The organism is Kitasatospora sp. NPDC101108, from assembly GCF_055584725.1.
Genome location: NZ_JBVJLM010000005.1, coordinates 14640 through 30237, shown reverse-complemented (window position 1 = coordinate 30237; position 15598 = coordinate 14640). Strand labels below are relative to the sequence as shown.

General features: G+C 71.1%; 11 protein-coding genes. 7 read left to right on the top strand and 4 right to left on the bottom strand.

Going from position 1 to position 15598, the window contains the following annotated elements; genetic code table 11:
- Window positions 1-380 precede the first annotated feature (380 nt).
- Window positions 381-2414, top strand: coding sequence for a dehydrogenase E1 component subunit alpha/beta (locus ACZ6Z8_RS13585; protein ID WP_465609234.1), 2034 nt, complete (start codon window positions 381-383; stop codon window positions 2412-2414).
- Between the two features lie 255 nt (window positions 2415-2669).
- Here ACZ6Z8_RS13585 and ACZ6Z8_RS13580 read toward each other — a convergent pair whose 3' ends face one another.
- Entirely contained in the window at window positions 2670-3278 is a 609-nt protein-coding gene (locus tag ACZ6Z8_RS13580; protein ID WP_465609232.1) for a sugar O-acetyltransferase, read from the bottom strand.
- 276 nt (window positions 3279-3554) lie between these two features.
- Here ACZ6Z8_RS13580 and ACZ6Z8_RS13575 point away from each other — a divergent pair, with 276 nt between their 5' ends.
- From ACZ6Z8_RS13575 to ACZ6Z8_RS13550, 6 genes are all read left to right on the top strand, one after another.
- Window positions 3555-4415 (top strand): pyrroline-5-carboxylate reductase family protein, encoded by an 861-nt coding sequence (locus tag ACZ6Z8_RS13575; protein ID WP_465609230.1) that lies wholly within the window; start codon window positions 3555-3557, stop codon window positions 4413-4415.
- A 329-nt stretch (window positions 4416-4744) separates the two neighbouring features.
- On the top strand, window positions 4745-9067 hold the full coding sequence (locus ACZ6Z8_RS13570; protein ID WP_465609228.1) for a HAMP domain-containing protein: 4323 nt from the start codon (window positions 4745-4747) through the stop codon (window positions 9065-9067).
- Window positions 9064-11505, top strand: a complete 2442-nt coding sequence (locus ACZ6Z8_RS13565) for a SpoIIE family protein phosphatase (protein ID WP_465609226.1) — start codon at window positions 9064-9066, stop codon at window positions 11503-11505. Before ACZ6Z8_RS13570 ends, ACZ6Z8_RS13565 begins: the two co-directional genes overlap by 4 nt.
- Window positions 11506-11611: 106 nt before the next feature.
- Window positions 11612-12490 (top strand): RNA polymerase sigma factor SigF, encoded by an 879-nt coding sequence (locus tag ACZ6Z8_RS13560; protein WP_465609224.1) that lies wholly within the window; start codon window positions 11612-11614, stop codon window positions 12488-12490.
- 112 nt (window positions 12491-12602) lie between these two features.
- Window positions 12603-12998 carry an STAS domain-containing protein gene (locus ACZ6Z8_RS13555; RefSeq protein WP_465609222.1) on the top strand — a complete coding sequence of 132 codons (396 nt, stop codon included), beginning with the start codon at window positions 12603-12605 and terminating at the stop codon, window positions 12996-12998.
- Window positions 12999-13116: 118 nt separating this feature from the next.
- Window positions 13117-13560, top strand: coding sequence for an ATP-binding protein (locus ACZ6Z8_RS13550; RefSeq protein ID WP_465609220.1), 444 nt, complete (start codon window positions 13117-13119; stop codon window positions 13558-13560).
- Window positions 13561-13593: 33 nt separating this feature from the next.
- Here the strand turns inward: ACZ6Z8_RS13550 and ACZ6Z8_RS13545 are convergent, their stop codons facing one another.
- From ACZ6Z8_RS13545 to ACZ6Z8_RS13535, 3 genes are all read right to left on the bottom strand, one after another.
- Entirely contained in the window at window positions 13594-14613 is a 1020-nt protein-coding gene (locus ACZ6Z8_RS13545; protein ID WP_465609218.1) for a YdcF family protein, read from the bottom strand.
- Window positions 14614-14720: 107 nt separating this feature from the next.
- On the bottom strand, window positions 14721-15107 hold the full coding sequence (locus ACZ6Z8_RS13540) for an STAS domain-containing protein (RefSeq protein ID WP_465609216.1): 387 nt from the start codon (window positions 15105-15107) through the stop codon (window positions 14721-14723).
- A 22-nt stretch (window positions 15108-15129) separates the two neighbouring features.
- Window positions 15130-15438 carry a hypothetical protein gene (locus ACZ6Z8_RS13535; RefSeq protein ID WP_465609214.1) on the bottom strand — a complete coding sequence of 103 codons (309 nt, stop codon included), beginning with the start codon at window positions 15436-15438 and terminating at the stop codon, window positions 15130-15132.
- Between the last annotated feature and the right edge of the window lie 160 nt (window positions 15439-15598).

Sequence of the window (15598 nt, the reverse complement as noted above, 5' to 3'; positions counted from 1 at the left end):
GCAGCGGCGTGCCGGGCGGTCCGCGCCGACTCCTGCTTGCAGGACGGTCTCCACGGGATCCAGGCGGTCGACAGCCCTGCCGTCAGCCGTGCCGGCGGCAGCGCGATCCCGAGGTCTCCCCTTCCGACGCCGCGGTCCGGGGCGCGGCGAGCACAGCAGGTTTTGAGTTCCGTGCGTTCCAGGGTGACGACTTCTACCTCGTACCCCACGAGAGGGAGTTCGTCACCAACGTCATCAAGAATCTTCTCCCAGTCGATACGGGCAGGTAACCAGTGCTGAATGAATCGGTCGAACCGTTCGGGCGCCTTGAGTACCGTCACAGCGATCCTTCGGACTACGCACACATCGGGAAGCCGGCGCTGCGGCGCATGCTGTTCGACATGCACGTGGTGCGTGAATTCGAGCTGACCTTGCTGGCCTGCGCCGAGCGGGGCGAGGTGTCCGGCCCCATGCACACCTGTCTCGGCCAGGAGGGCGTCCCGGCCGCGGTGTTGAGGCATCTTCGCGACGGTGACCAGGTCATCGGGAACCACCGCTCGCACCATCACTTCCTCGTCCAGGCGCTGGCCCACGCGATCGGCGACGACTGGGACCCGCTGAGCGACGACCCGCCGCCGGCAGCCGCGGATCTCCTGACCTCCGCGCTCGCCGAGATCCTGGGACTGGCGACCGGGGTCAACCACGGCATGGGCGGCTCCATGCACCTGCGGCACTCCGAGGTCGGGTTCATGGGTTCGAGCGCCATCGTCGGTGGCGGCATCCCCATCGCCGCCGGTCTGGCGTTCGCGGACTCGCTGCGCGACACCGGCGGATGCGCGGTGTGCTTCATCGGCGACGGGGCCGTCAACCAGGGCACCTTCCACGAGACCGCCAACCTGGCCGGCGTCCTGCGCCTCCCCCTTCTCATCGTCGTCGAGAACAACGGCTATGCGGAAGCGACCCGTCCGGAGGAGGCCTCGGCCGTCCTGCCGCTGGCCTCCCAGGGCCTCGCGCACGGTTTCAGGGCCGCCAGCATCAAGGGCGGCGACCAGGCCGCGCTGTACCGGACGGCCCAGGACTTCATCGCGGCGATCCGCGAGGGCGCGGGACCGGCGATCATCGAGGTGGAGACCTACCGGCACCGCGACCACGTGGGCGGTGTCCCCGGCAGCGCGGCCGGGTACCGGACCCCGGCCGAGGAAGCGGCATGGCTGGAGCGCGACCCGATGAGTTCGCTGCCGAAGACGCTGCTGGCGGAGGGGCTGCTGACGGACGAGGAGGAGCAGCGCATCCGGGCGGCCGCGGCCGCACTGGTCGCCCGTGCTCACGGCGCCGTACCGGCACCGGCCGGCATCACCCCGCAGCTGGACGCCCACGCACTGCTGCGGGGCCGGACGGCACCCGTCGGACCGGCCGCGCCCGACCCGGCCGCCGAGGACGAGAACAGCGGCGAACGCACCGAGTGGACCTTCAAGAACGCGATCGCGGAAGGCATCGCACGAGCGGTGCGCCGGTCGGATGACGTCGTGTTCTTGGGTGAGGAGGTCGCCAAGCCGGGCGGCCTGCTGTGGCAGGCGGGGAACCTCGACGAGAAGTTCGTGGGCTCCAGGATCGTCAACATGCCCATTTCCGAGGCGAGCTTCGTGGGAATGGCCTGCGGGGCCGCGATGGCCGGCCTCCGACCCATCGTCGAGCTCATGTACGGCAGCTTCGCCCTCATCGCCGCCGACCAGCTGTTCAACCACATCGGCGTGATCCGCGCCCTCTACGGCAACACGGCGCAGGCGCCGGTCATCGTGCGGGCCAAGGTGCCGATCGGACGCGGGTACGGGCCGCAGCACGGGCTCAACCCCGCGGGGCTGTTCACGTCGTTCCCGGGCTGGCGGGTCTTCGCCCCCGCCGATCCGCGCGACTACCTGGGCACGCTGAACGCCGCGCTGGAATGCGACGATCCGGTCCTGTTCGTGGAGTTCGCCTCGCTCTACGACGAAGTGTTCGAACTGAGCGAGCGTGACTTCTCGTCCCGGCTCCCGCTGGAGGGGGCGCGGGTCGTGCGCGAGGGCAGCGATGTCAGCATCTTCACCTACGGGGTGGGTGTGAGCTGGGCGCGGGCGGCAGCCGAGGAGTTGGCCGCGGATGGCTGCGCGGCCGAGATCGTCGATCTCCGGGCCCTCGACATGTTGTCCACGGACTGGGCGGCGCTGAAGTCGTCGCTGGCGCGGACCGGGCGCGGTCTGTTCGTCGATCCGGCCGCACGAAGCCAGTCGATCGCGCCGAGAATCATCGCGGAGCTCGTCGGCTGGACGCAGCAACAGCGTCTGTCCTACATAGCCTGTGCCGATGTCCAGCCGGTCACGCCGGCTCTCGAACGGCAGGCGATCGTAGTGCCGGCGGACATCGTGGGCGCCGTCCGGAACCTGCTCAAGGCGTCCTGACCCGAAACGCCGATGTCCTGGCGCGCCGAGGGTAGTCCGTCCGCCTGATGGTCGGCGCGCCGCCTCTGGCGGCCCAGGTGCGTCCCGGCACCTGGGCCGCGCGGACACCGATCTGGGCCCAGCACCTGGTGCTCACCCGGCCGTCGTCCGCGCCGGCCGGGGGTCCGCACGGCCGGCGGGGCGGCCGCGATCCCGGCCCGCGATCACTCCTGATCGGATGCGATCGTGTTCAACGATCGGATGCCGCAGCGCTGTTCACCCGATCCGATCCGGCCCGGGATCCTCACCGCCCGGAAGCGATCGAACGACCCGGGCGGGGCTTCCGTAAACCAGGACCCCGGGCGGGACATCCGCGGTGACCAGACTGCCCGCACCCACCACAGCGTCATCGCCGATGGTGACGCCGGGGCATATGATGGCCCCGCCGCCTATCCACACGTTTTCGCCGATCGATATCTCTTCGCCGTACTCATAACCCGCCCGCCGCAACTTCGGTTCCAGCGGGTGTGTCGCGGTGAGGAGTTGGACGTTCGGTCCGATCAGTGTCTTGTCACCGATCGTGATGCGGGCCGAATCCAGGAAGATCCCCCCGAAATTGACAAATACGTTGTCACCGAGGAATAGGTTCCGCCCGTAGAGGCAGTGGAACGGAGACCGCACCTCGACGGCCTCACCGACCGCACCGAGGAGTTCCCGCAGGATCGATTCCCGTTGCCCCGGGTCGCCCACACTGGTCAGGTTGTACCGCTCAACGAGCAAGGCGGAGCGGAGCCGATCGTCCGCCAGAACAGGATCGTCATAGACGAAGAGCTCTCCGGCGAGCATCTCTTCTCTGACCCGATGCCTGCCGGGGTCAAGGCTCATACCGTCCAGTCCTCCTGACTCATCCGTCACACGCGCACCACCCCAGCCTACCGCTCCGCTCCGCCGGCTGCACCGAATTCGGCGCCAACCCGCCTTTGTCCCATACGACATGACGACACCGCACTTCGCTCCCGACGGTGCCGGAGTCGAACTCGGCCACGTCACCAGCGGTGTGCGGGAGAACGGCAGTTGAGTGATCGCCAGGCGTGCGGGACACTCCAGGGACTGCATCGTCAGCACTTCGACGGCACACACTGATCCATGGGGGGAACGACAATGACGGCCGGAACCGGGACTGTCGCGGAACCAGAGCCACCGATCGTCGCCGTCCTCGGCGCGGGCCACATCGGCGAGACAGTCGTGGCCAAACTCCTCGCCGCCGGTCACCCCGCCGATCGCCTTCGAGCGACGACGAGGTCCCGCGAGCACGCCACCGGAATCGCCGCCAGGCACGGCATCGCGGCGGGTGTGGACAACTCGGCGGCAGCAGCAGGTGCGCACGTCCTCATCGTGGCCGTGCGCCCGGACCAGTCGGACGCCGTCCTGGTCGAGGCGATCCCCCACGCAGCGCGCCAGGCCTCGGTCGTCTCCTTCGTCGCCGGCTACTCGCTCGGACAGATAGAGGCGGCCGCCTCGTCCACGGCGATCACCGCCTTCCGCGTGGCCACCAACGTCGCCTCCCTGGAACGCTCCGGAGTGCTGGCCGTTTCCTCGGCGCCCACCGCGTCCACGGCCGTCCGCGCACAGGTCGCCACTCTGCTGAGGCCGCTCGGCACCGTTGTCGAGATTCCCGAAGAGCAGCAGAACATGGCGGCCTCGACCCTGGGGAGTGGGGCCGCCTTTCTGGCGTTCGCCGCCGGCGGCATCGCCGACGCCGCGATCCACGGCGGTGTCGACGCCCGTCAGGCAACACTCTTCGCGGCCGAGGCACTCGAGTGCGCCGCCGAGTTGCTCCGACGGGCGGACCCGCACGGACCGAACCCATGGGCCGCGCTGGCCACTCCGGGCGGTCTCACCGAAGCGGGCATCACTTCCCTCCGGTCGAACAACGTCGCACGGCACCTTGCAGAGGCAGTGGAGACGGCCGTCACCCGCGCGGCCGACGTGGTACCGGAGCTGCCGTCACGCTCGGTCTGACGGGGCTCCGGCCCGTGACGGCGTCCACTCGGTCGAGGCCGCCCAGCACTTCCGCGAACTCGCCCTTCGCTGCGGGTCGGCCCGCGTCCTGCGCCGGGCGGCAGGCCCGTCGTCCGCTGTCGAGCGTTCCGGTGATCCGCCCGTCCGGTAGGGGCAGGGGCGGCGCGTGTCGACACCGGCAGTGGTACTCAGAGTAACCGTGCTCTGTTTCTGGTCTCATCCCGATACCGGTAGCCTCCGACCGGTACGCGGTGTCCGCTGCGTCCTCGCCCGGTGTCCGGGGCGGCGCAGCAGGACGACCGGGATGTGCAGCAGAGAGGCGATGTACGATGGCTGGCTCGACCCCGACCGAGAGTTCTCAGCGGGCCGACGGGCCGGCGGCAGTGCCGCACCCCGCCGGTGAGCCGGAGCTGCGTCTGTTGCTGGCCGGTCTGACGGCGGTGCGGGACGGTGACTTCAGCACCAAGCTGCCGGGCGACGCGGACGGGGTGCTGGGCGAGATCGCGACCGTGTTCAACGGCATGGTCGACCAGCTGTCGCACTTCACCTCGGAGGTGACCCGGGTTGCGCGGGAGGTCGGCACGGAGGGCCGCCTCGGCGGCCAGGCGCAGGTGCCGGGCGTGTCCGGCACCTGGGAGGACCTGACCGAGTCCGTCAACGCGATGGCGGGCAACCTGACCACGCAGGTCCGGGACATCGCCCAGGTCGCCACCGCGGTGGCCAAGGGAGACCTGTCGCAGAAGATCACCGTGGATGCGCGCGGGGAGATCCTGGAGCTGAAGAACACCGTCAACACGATGGTCGACCAGCTGTCCTCGTTCGCGGGCGAGGTGACCCGCGTGGCCCGGGAGGTCGGCACCGAGGGCATCCTCGGCGGCCAGGCCGATGTGAAGGGCGTGTCGGGGACGTGGCGCGACCTCACCGACTCGGTGAACTTCATGGCGGGCAACCTGACCGGCCAGGTCCGGGCGATCGCCCAGGTGGCCACGGCGGTCGCGCGGGGTGACCTGTCGCAGAAGATCACGGTGACCGCCCGGGGCGAGATCCTGGAGCTGAAGACCACCATCAACACCATGGTCGACCAGCTGTCCTCGTTCGCGGGCGAGGTGACCCGCGTGGCCCGGGAGGTCGGCACCGAGGGCCGGCTCGGCGGCCAGGCGGACGTGCGCGACGTGTCGGGCACCTGGCGTGACCTGACGGAGTCGGTGAACGTGATGGCCGACAACCTCACCGCCCAGGTCCGCTCGATCGCGTCGGTGACCACCGCCGTGGCCGAAGGCGACCTCACCCAGAAGATCCGCGTCGACGCGCGCGGGGAGATCCTCGAACTGAAGGAGACCATCAACACGATGGTCGACCAGCTCTCGGCCTTCGCCGACGAGGTCACCAGGGTGGCCCGGGAGGTCGGCACCGAGGGCAACCTGGGCGGCCAGGCGACGGTTCGGGGCGTCTCCGGTACCTGGAAGGACCTGACGGACAACGTCAACGTGATGGCGTCCAACCTGACCGGCCAGGTCCGCTCGATCGCCCAGGTCGCCACCGCCGTCGCCAGGGGGGACCTCTCGCAGAAGATCACGGTCGAAGCCAAGGGAGAGGTCGCGGCGCTCGCCGGTGTGATCAACACCATGGTCGACACCCTTTCCGCGTTCGCGGACGAGGTGACCCGGGTGGCGCGCGAGGTCGGCACCGAGGGCACGCTGGGCGGCCAGGCCCGGGTGCCGAACGTGGCGGGCACCTGGAAGGACCTGACCGACAGCGTCAACTTCATGGCGCACAACCTGACCAGCCAGGTGCGCAACATCGCCCAGGTGACCACCGCGGTGGCCAACGGAGACCTGACCCGCAAGATCGACGTGGACGCGCGCGGGGAGATCCTCGAACTGAAGACGACCATCAACACCATGGTCGACCAGCTCTCCGCGTTCGCCGCCGAGGTGACCCGGGTCGCCCGGGAGGTCGGCACCGAGGGGCGGCTCGGCGGCCAGGCCGAGGTCGAGGGCGTGTCCGGCACCTGGAAGCGGCTGACCGAGAACGTCAACGAGCTGGCCGGCAACCTGACCCGGCAGGTCCGGGCGATCGCCGAGGTCACCAGCGCCGTCGCGGCCGGCGACCTCACCCGCTCGATCACCGTGGACGCCTCCGGTGAGGTCGCCGACCTCAAGGACAACGTCAACTTCATGGTGGAGTCGCTGCGCGAGACGACCCGCGCCAACGAGGAACAGGACTGGCTGAAGACCAACCTGGCCCGCTTCTCCGCCCTGATGCAGGGCCGGCGCGACCTCGCGGTCGTCGCCGAGTCGGTGATGGACGAACTCGCCCCGCTGGTGGGCGCGCAGTGCGGCGCGTTCTACCTCGCGGAAGAGGGCCCCGACGGCACCGTGCTGCAACTCGTCGGCTCCTACGCGTTCCCCGACGGTCAGCGCCCCACCCGCTTCCGCCTGGGCGAGTCCTTCGTCGGCCAGGCCGCGCGCAGTCGCCGCACCATCAGCGTCGACACCATCCCGGCCGAGTACCTCGTCGCCTCCTCCGGTCTGCTGCAAGCAGGCTCGCTGTCCCTGGTGGTGCTGCCGATCGTCGTCGAGGACCAGGTCCTGGGCGTCATCGAACTGGCCTCCGTCCAGCCGTTCACCCAGGTCCACCGGGACTTCCTGGAACAGCTGATGGAGACCATCGGCGTCAACGTCAACTCCATCGTGGCCAACGCCCGGACCGACGAACTGCTCGACGAGTCCCAGCGACTCGCCGCCGAACTCCAGGCCCGCTCCGGGGAACTGCAGGCCCGGCAGGAGGAACTGCAGGCCTCCAACGCCGAGTTGGAGGAGAAGGCCGAGCTGCTGGCCACGCAGAACCGCGACATCGAGACCAAGAACCTGGAGATCGAGCAGGCCCGCCAGGAGCTGGAGGACCGCGCCCACCAGCTGTCGCTGGCCTCGAAGTACAAGTCGGAGTTCCTGGCCAACATGAGCCACGAGCTGCGCACGCCGCTCAACAGCCTGCTCATCCTGGCCCAGTTGCTCGCCCAGAACCCCACCAGGAACCTGACCGCCAAGCAGGTCGAGTACGCCGGCATCATCCACTCCGCCGGCTCCGACCTGCTCCAGCTCATCAACGACATCCTCGACCTGTCCAAGGTCGAGGCCGGCAAGATGGACCTGAACGTCGACACGGTGCCGCTGCGCGCGCTGCTCGACTACGTCGAAGCCACCTTCCGCCCGATGACCGGGCAGAAGAACCTCGCCTTCGCCGTCCACACGGCGCCCGGCGTCCCCGGCGAACTCCTCACCGACGACTACCGCCTGCGCCAGGTGCTGCGCAACCTGCTGTCCAACGCCGTCAAGTTCACCGAACAGGGCACGGTGGAGCTGCGCATCGAGCCCGCCGCCGACGTGGAACTGCCCGACGGCGTACGGCGCGGCGGCCCTGTGCTCGCCTTCCGCGTGACCGACACCGGCATCGGGATCGCGCCCCAGCACCTGGAGACCGTCTTCGGCGCCTTCCAGCAGGCCGACGGCACCACCAGCCGCAAGTACGGCGGCACCGGCCTCGGACTGTCCATCAGCCGCGAAATCGCCTTCCTGCTCGGCGGCGCCATCACGGTCGAGAGCACCCCGGGGCGCGGCAGCACCTTCACCCTCTACCTCCCGGTCGAACATCCCGACACCACCGCCACCGCCACCGGCTCCGCGACGGCGGCCCCCGAGGCCCTGGAGGACGCCGACGCCCAGCCGGCCATCGAGACGGCACGCGAGACGGCGCACGCGCCGAGTGCGCCCACCGACGGGCAGCCGCGGCGCCTGCTGGTCGTGGAAGGCCGTCCGAACGGCCTGCTGCGGATGGTGGCCGAGAGCGCCGTCGCCGAGCTGCCACGAACCTCGCAGCACGGCGTGGAGATCATCACCGCGGTCGGAGCCCAGGAGGCGGCGGCCACCCTGGCCACCAGGCCCTGCCACTGCGTCGTCCTGGAACTGGACATGCCCAACGGTGCCGCCCTGGAGCTGCTGCGGGAGATGCACGCCGACCCGGCTCTGCACGCGGTCCCGATCCTCGCGCACCGCGGCCGCGCCATCGCCGCCGACGAGGACCTCCCCGGCGGCGCCGGGAGGGTGGAGGTCATCTCCAGCCTGGACGAGCTGCGCGAGCGCATCGCTCTGCACATGAGCACCGACAGCCCCGGCGACATCCCCCAGCCGGGCCGCCACGCAGGGGTCGAATGGGGTGCGGACATCGACTCCTCGCTGACCGGCCGCACCGTTCTGGTCGTCGACGACGACGACCGCAACCTCTACGCGATCACCGGCATCCTGGAACTGCACGGCATGCACGTCCTCCAGGCCGAGAACGGACGCGCCGCGCTGGAGTGCCTCGCCGCCCACCCCGGGATCGACGTGATCCTCATGGACGTGATGATGCCCGAGATGGACGGTTACACCGCGACCGCGGCGATCCGCGCCATGCCCGAGCACCACGGCCTGCCGATCATCGCCGTCACCGCCAAGGCGATGATCGGCGACCGGGAGAAGAGCCTGGCCGCCGGAGCCAGCGACTACGTCACCAAGCCCGTCGACGCCGACGAGCTGATCACCCGCATCAAGGGCCACCTCACGGCGCAGCCCGCCGACAGCGCCGCGAGCAGCTCGCAGGAGAACGCGTGAACCACGCCCTCGACCCCGTCCCGGCCGGCGGCAGTGCCGCACCCGCGCCCGTGCGGGTGGTGCCGCAACGGGACGGCAGCGTCCGCGACCCGGGCCTGAGCCGGCTCGCCGCAACCGTGGAGCGCCTGCGGGAGGAACTCGCCCAGGCCCACTCCGACGCGGCAGGCCGTTCCCTGATCGAGCTGGCCGTGGGCATGCTCGTCGAGCGCCTGCGCTGCAGTCCGACCGAGGCGTCCGTCCAACTGGCCTCCCTGGCCGACCAGGCAGGCGTCCCGGTCCTCGACTTCGCCGCCGACCTGCTCAACCAGGCGGCATCGGACCGGATTTCCGCCGTGGCCCGTACCTTCGTCGCCTCCTCCGCCAGCCGCACGGACCCGGTCGCCTTGCGTCTTCGCACCGCGCAGGCGCACGCCCTCGCCGCGCCCGACACCGAAGCCGTCGCCCGTTCCATGCTCGACCACGCCCTGCACCCCCTGGGGGCGGGCGCCGTCGCCATCTGGGCGGCCCACCCCGACCAGTCGCTGTCCCTGCGCGGCAGCGCGGGCTTCGGCCCGGCCGAGGCCCAGCGCTGGCGGCACGTGCCCCCCGGGGTCTTCACCCCGGCCCGGCAGGCCCTCGACCAACGCGCCACTGCCGCGATCCCCGAGCTCGCCGGCGCTTCGCTGCCCTCGATCGGGCAGCACGAGTTCACCGGCGGCAGGCTCGCGGTGCCGGCCGGGCTCGGCGGCCGCCTGATCGGCGTGCTGGAGATCTGCTGGCAGGACGCGCTGCCCGAGCGGACCCGGCCGCTGCAGCGCCAGGTCGAGGCCCTCGCGGAGCTGGCCGCCGCGACGCTGGAGACCTGGACCGACGACGAAGCGGACGTCGGCGCGGCCGACACCGAGTTCGACGCTCTGCGCAGGCTGACCGCCGGCATCTTCGACCCCTGCCTGATCCTGCGCCTGGCACCGGACAGCACCGAGGCGCCTCTCGAATTCGTCGTCCACGACGTCAACCCCGCCTTCGTCGACTTCGCCGGCAGGCCCACCAACACGGTTCTCGGCGCACGCCTGCTGGAGGCCTATCCCCTCGCGGCCGAGCCGGGCGGCCTGGCCGTCAAGGTCGAGCACGTCTACGCCACCGGCGAGCCCTTCCGGGCCCAGCGCATGCGCCTGGCCGCCATGGTCGACGGCGTGCCCCTGCACGCCCACGGGCAGGTCAGCATCAGCCGCCACGGCCACCACGTGCTGATCGTCTGGCGGCTGGAGGACGGCACCACCCCCGTCGCCCGTCTCCTCCAGCACGCGCAGCGCCTGGGCCGGATCGGCGGCTTCGAAGAGAACCTCCGCGAGGGCCACATCGCCTGGAACGACACCCTGTTCGAACTGTACGGACTGCCGCCCACCGCCCAGCCGATCCCCCTGGAACACCTGGGCGAGCACGCCCACCCCGACGACCGCGACACGATCGACCGCTTCCTGCGCACCCTCCTGCACCACCAGCGCCCCGCCTCCACCGGCTTCCGCCTCCAACGCCCCGACGGCGTCACCCGCCACATCCGGGTCGTCGCCGAGCCCGTCCACGACCCCGACAGCGGTGTGCAGATCGTCCGCGGCGCTTACCAGGACATCTCCGCCCAGCACTGGACCGAGGTCGCACTCGCCGCCACCCGCGACCAACTCGCCCACAGCGAGCAGCAGGCCGCCGAACGCAGCCGCCTCACCCTCCAGCTCCAGCACGCCATCATGCCGCCCACCCGCGGCCCGCTCGATCTGCCGGACCTCCACGTCGCGGTCCGCTACCGCCCCGCGGAGAAGGACCACCTCGTCGGCGGCGACTGGTACGACGCCCTGACCCTGCCCTCCGGCAACGTCCTGCTGTGCGTCGGCGACGTCGCCGGACACGGCATCGACGCCGCCACCGGCATGGTCGCCCTGCGCAACGCCCTGCGCGGCCTGGCCGCCACCGGCGCCGGACCGGCCCAACTGCTCAGCTGGCTCAACAGCGTCACCCACCACCTCACCGACAACGTCACCGCCACCGCCGTCTGCGGGCTCTACGAACCGGCCACCCGCCGGCTGCGCTGGGCCCGCGCCGGCCACCCGCCGCCCGTGCTGCTGCGCAAGGGCCGCGCCGAGACCCTGCCCCAGATCGGTGGCATCCTGCTCGGCGCGCTCGACCACGCCGACTACGAGGAGCACGAGGCCCAGCTCGAAGCAGGCGACACCCTGGTCATGTTCACCGACGGACTCATCGAACGACGCGACCAGTCCGTACACGCCTCCCTGGAAAACCTGATCGCCCTGACGGAGAAGGCGAGCCGCCCCGCCCAGCGCGGCCACGCGGACCTGGAGGCCACGCTGGACCACCTGCTGCGCTACAGCCCGGCGGACACCGACGACGACACCTGCCTGATCGGCGTCTGCGTCGGCGAAGGCCCCGCCGGTGGAGTCGGATGAGCCGCGTTCCCCGGAACTCCGCAAGACCTTCACACGGCGAGCGTGCATGACAACAGCGGTCGGGGGCAGATGGGAACGGGCCTGCCCCGGCTCGGAGAGGAACACGATGACGACGCGAACCGAAGCACCCGCGCCGGCCGCCCGGCCGACCGACACCACGAACGCCGTCCGCCGCCACGTCGCGCCGGAACTGGCCGGGGTGGACAGCCCCCGCGATCTCGCGCCCTCGGACGCGCGGGAACTCACGCGGGTGCTGCTGAGGCGGCTCGCGCTCCTCGAAGAGGGCACCCGCGAGTACTCCTACGTCCGCTCGACCCTGATCGAGCTCAACCTGTCCCTCGTCCGCTACGTGATCCGCCGCTTCGACGCCCAGCGCGAGCCCCACGAGGACCTGCTGCAAGTCGGTGCCGTCGGCCTGATCAAGGCGATCGACCGGTTCGATCCCGACCGTGACGTGGAGTTCTCCACCTTCGCCATCCCGACCGTCCTGGGCGAGATCCGCCGCCACTTCCGCGACACCACCTGGGCGGTCCACGTCCCCCGCCGGCTCCAGGAACTGCGCATCGCCCTCGCCAAGGCCCAGGACGACCTCACGACACGGCTCGACCGTGCACCGACCGTCGCCGAACTCGCCGGCCACCTCCGCCTGTCCGAGGAGGAGGTGATCGAGGGCCTCACGGCCGCCAACGCGCGCTCCACGGGATCCCTCGACTTCAGCGGCGCCGAGGACGACGAAGGCGGCAGTTCCCTCGCCGACCGGCTCGGCCAGGAGGACTCCGCGATCGCCCTCACCGAGAACCTCGTGGCACTCAAGCCCCTCATCGCCCAACTCCCCGCGCGCGAACGGCTCATCCTCTCCCTGCGCTTCACGGAGGAACTGACCCAGTCGCAGATCGGCGCACGGCTCGGACTGTCCCAGATGCATGTCTCCCGTCTGCTCACCCGTACCCTGAAGAAGCTGCGGGACGGCCTGAACGCCGCGTGAGCGCCACCGGAGCGAGAAGGCACCCGCGCGCCACAGGCCGCACAACGGCGAATCCGGTTCGCCGGGCGGCCGGGCACATGGTCAGTCGAGGAAACCGCTGGAGGGGACGAGGATGCCGGCCCAGGACACGACCGTTGCTTCACCGCAGGCGCCAACCGCCGCCACCGGCCTGACAGTCCAGGTCCGGCGCACCGCCGACGGGGCCGCCGTGTGCGGTCTGAGGGGTGACCTCGACCTCGAAACCCTCACCGAGGCCAGGACAGCGCTGGAAGGAGCAACCGGCTCGCGCCCCACGCTGCTGGTGGCCGACCTTGAGCATGTGGGCTTCTGCGACTCCTCCGGCCTGAACCTGCTGCTGAAGACCCGCATGAACGCGACCGCGGCCGGCATCCCGTTCCGTCTCGCCGCACCATCACATGCGATCATGAGATTGTTGGACATCACGGGTGCCAACAGCGTCTTCTCCCTCCATACTTCTGTTGACGAGGCGCTCTCGGCTCCCCGGTGACACCAGCCTCCGTCCGGGCGGGCCGACCGTCCGGTCATCGCATCGAACGACCCCGCATGCTCCGGCCACGGCAGGGCACCCGGCCAGGGAGAGCGTCGAGCCGAAGGGACAGCCGCTCATGAACCCCAGCCGGGAACTCCTCGGCGACACGCCGGTCTCCGGAGTGGCCGCCCTGCCGACCGGCGGTCAGCGGCGGCGCCTGCCACTGTCCGGACTGCCCAGGCCGGTCGCCCACGCCCGGACCTTCACCGCCGCGGCCCTCGCCGACTGGTCCTGGCCCGACCCGGAGCGCGCGAGTGACATCGTCCTGCTGGTCACCGAACTCGTCGCCAACGCCGCGGTCCATGCCGAAGGCCCCCTCGAACTGGTCCTGCACGCCTCGGCGGCCCGCCTGCGCATCGAAGTCAGTGACCGCTCACCGGCCCTGCCCGCACCGCGCCGGCCTCGCCACCCCGGGCTGCCCGGGGGACACGGACTGTTCATCGTCCAGCAGACCTCCGACCGCTGGGGCACCGCGCCCCACCGCCACGGCAAGACCGTCTGGGCCGAGTTCGACACGTGAGCCCGCCGTCGGTGGGCGGGCGGCGTCGGTGGTTCAGCCGAGCCAGCCCGCCCGGGCCCCGGCCGCGGCCAGGACCGCGCACGCCGCCAGGTTCGTGCGCGGGTAGACCGTCAGGACGGCCACGAATTCCCGCAGGGTCGCACTGGGCCGGTAGTAGGCCGCGGTCGGCGCGCCGTGTGCCTCTCCCGGGACCCCGGCCCGGCGCGCGAGGATGGCCGCCCGCAGCGAGTGGAAGTCGTTGGTCACGATGACGCAGCGGTAGCCCGGGCGGATCCGCTCCATCAGTTCCCGGCTGAACGCGAGGTTCTCCCCGGTGTTCGTCGAGGCGCGTTCCTGGAGGACGTGCGCGTCGGGGACGCCCCGCGCCCTGAGGTAGTCGGCCATCGCCTCGGCCTCGGGTACGCGCTCGTCCGAGCCCTTGCCGCCGGAGACCACCAGGGTCGGGGGCCGTCCTTGCGCCGCCTGGCGCCGGTACAGGGTCAGGGCCTTCTGCAGTCGCGAGGCCAGGAGCGGCGGGACAGTGGATCCGTCCACCAGTCCGGCGCCGAGGACGACCACGAAGTCGACCGGGTGGCGTGCCGTGGCCAGGTGGTAGAGCACGGCGTAGCCGACGAAACAGAGGAAGAGGAACGCCAGGTAGCCGGCCACCAGCAGGGCGGCGGTTGCCGCCGCGCGCAGCGGCCCGGGGTCGGTGCGCGCGGTGACGACCACGAGCGCGAGCGCGGCCAGGACCCCTAGGCCCGCCAGCGGGGACAGGAGGTTGGCCGGGCGACCTCCTTCGGCGCGGACCATCCGGATGCCGTTCGCCATCAGGGCCCCGGCGACGGCCGTCGCGCACGCCACGGCCGCGACGCCGGTGGCGCCCGCGACCGCATGGGCCACCGGACGGTGGAAGCGGTCGAGCTCCAGGAAGGAGCCGGCGAACAGGAGGACGGTGCACAGGCCCAGCAGGACACCGTTGCCGAAGCGACGCCGGTCGTCGCTGAAGCGCCGTGCGAAGAGCAGCAGGAGCAGAACGGCCGCCGGGAGGAGGAGGAAGGGGAGCAAGGTCACTGCGGCTCCTGCAACGTGCTGGGGCGCCGGCTGCCGCCGGCCTTCGGGGCTGACGGATGTCTTCCCCGTCGCCGGCGTTTGATCGGGCGCGCCCCGCGCCGGCCCGTTCAGTCGGGCGTGCCCTGCCGCCTGAGCGGCGCCGGCCGGGACGGTATCCGCAGCCGGTGGCCCCGCAGGGCGTCCTCGACCGTGGGGTGGACGGCGAACAGGCCCGTGGTCCCGGTCAGGTCCAGGACCCGCATCGTTCGCTCCGAGGGGGCCACCAGCACGAGGCGCACATTGTCCGCCAGGGCACGCCGCCGGGCGGTCAGGAGCAGGTTGAGGCCGGTGGAGGTGAACAGGTCCACTTCGGACAGGTCGACGGCGAGCAGCCCGGGACGCTCCCCGAGGGCGGCGTTCAGGGCCTGGGCGGCAAGGGGTTCGTTGTCGAGGATCATGTCCCCGGCGAACCCGCACACCAGCGCGTCACCGACCCGGACGGTCTCCGTCTTCAAGCAGGGCAGCACGGTCCTCCCCTCACACCCTGAGAACCGGCTGGGCGGGCACCCGGACCGCGTCGGCGTCGCCGCCCGCACCGTCCGGCTCCGAACACGGCGATGCGATGCGCTCCAGATCCGCCCACAGGTCCAGGGCCCGCTCACGCAGTCCCACGACGGTGGAGCTGCCCGCCTCGACCGCGCTGAGGTAGGCGTCTATGCCGGTCATCGCGTGATACACCTGCCGGCGTAGCGGCTGCGCCCGCCCCGCGTCCTCGCCCTGCTCGCAGGGCGAGCCGACCCGCTCGGCCAGCAGAAGCCTGAGCCGCTCCAGTCCTTCCCTGCTCATCGAGTCCACGTGCACCATCTCCAGACGAGGGCCGCCGCACGAGTCCGCCACGACGATCCGCGCGTCACCTTCACTGTTCGCCGATCCGCCAGACATGTCAACCAATGCACGAATTCACTGTCGTGTTTCAGCAGTCGTGAAACACGAGTCTTATCGTGGA

What these genes read in the sequence shown, in the direction of transcription:
- ACZ6Z8_RS13585 (WP_465609234.1), top strand. Translation starts at nt 381, where the DNA reads ATGCACGTGGTGCGTGAATTCGAGCTGACCTTGCTGGCCTGCGCCGAG.
- ACZ6Z8_RS13580 (WP_465609232.1), bottom strand. Translation starts at nt 3,278, where the DNA reads ATGAGCCTTGACCCCGGCAGGCATCGGGTCAGAGAAGAGATGCTCGCC.
- ACZ6Z8_RS13575 (WP_465609230.1), top strand. Translation starts at nt 3,555, where the DNA reads ATGACGGCCGGAACCGGGACTGTCGCGGAACCAGAGCCACCGATCGTC.
- ACZ6Z8_RS13570 (WP_465609228.1), top strand. Translation starts at nt 4,745, where the DNA reads ATGGCTGGCTCGACCCCGACCGAGAGTTCTCAGCGGGCCGACGGGCCG.
- ACZ6Z8_RS13560 (WP_465609224.1), top strand. Translation starts at nt 11,612, where the DNA reads ATGACGACGCGAACCGAAGCACCCGCGCCGGCCGCCCGGCCGACCGAC.
- ACZ6Z8_RS13555 (WP_465609222.1), top strand. Translation starts at nt 12,603, where the DNA reads ATGCCGGCCCAGGACACGACCGTTGCTTCACCGCAGGCGCCAACCGCC.
- ACZ6Z8_RS13550 (WP_465609220.1), top strand. Translation starts at nt 13,117, where the DNA reads ATGAACCCCAGCCGGGAACTCCTCGGCGACACGCCGGTCTCCGGAGTG.
- ACZ6Z8_RS13535 (WP_465609214.1), bottom strand. Translation starts at nt 15,438, where the DNA reads ATGAGCAGGGAAGGACTGGAGCGGCTCAGGCTTCTGCTGGCCGAGCGG.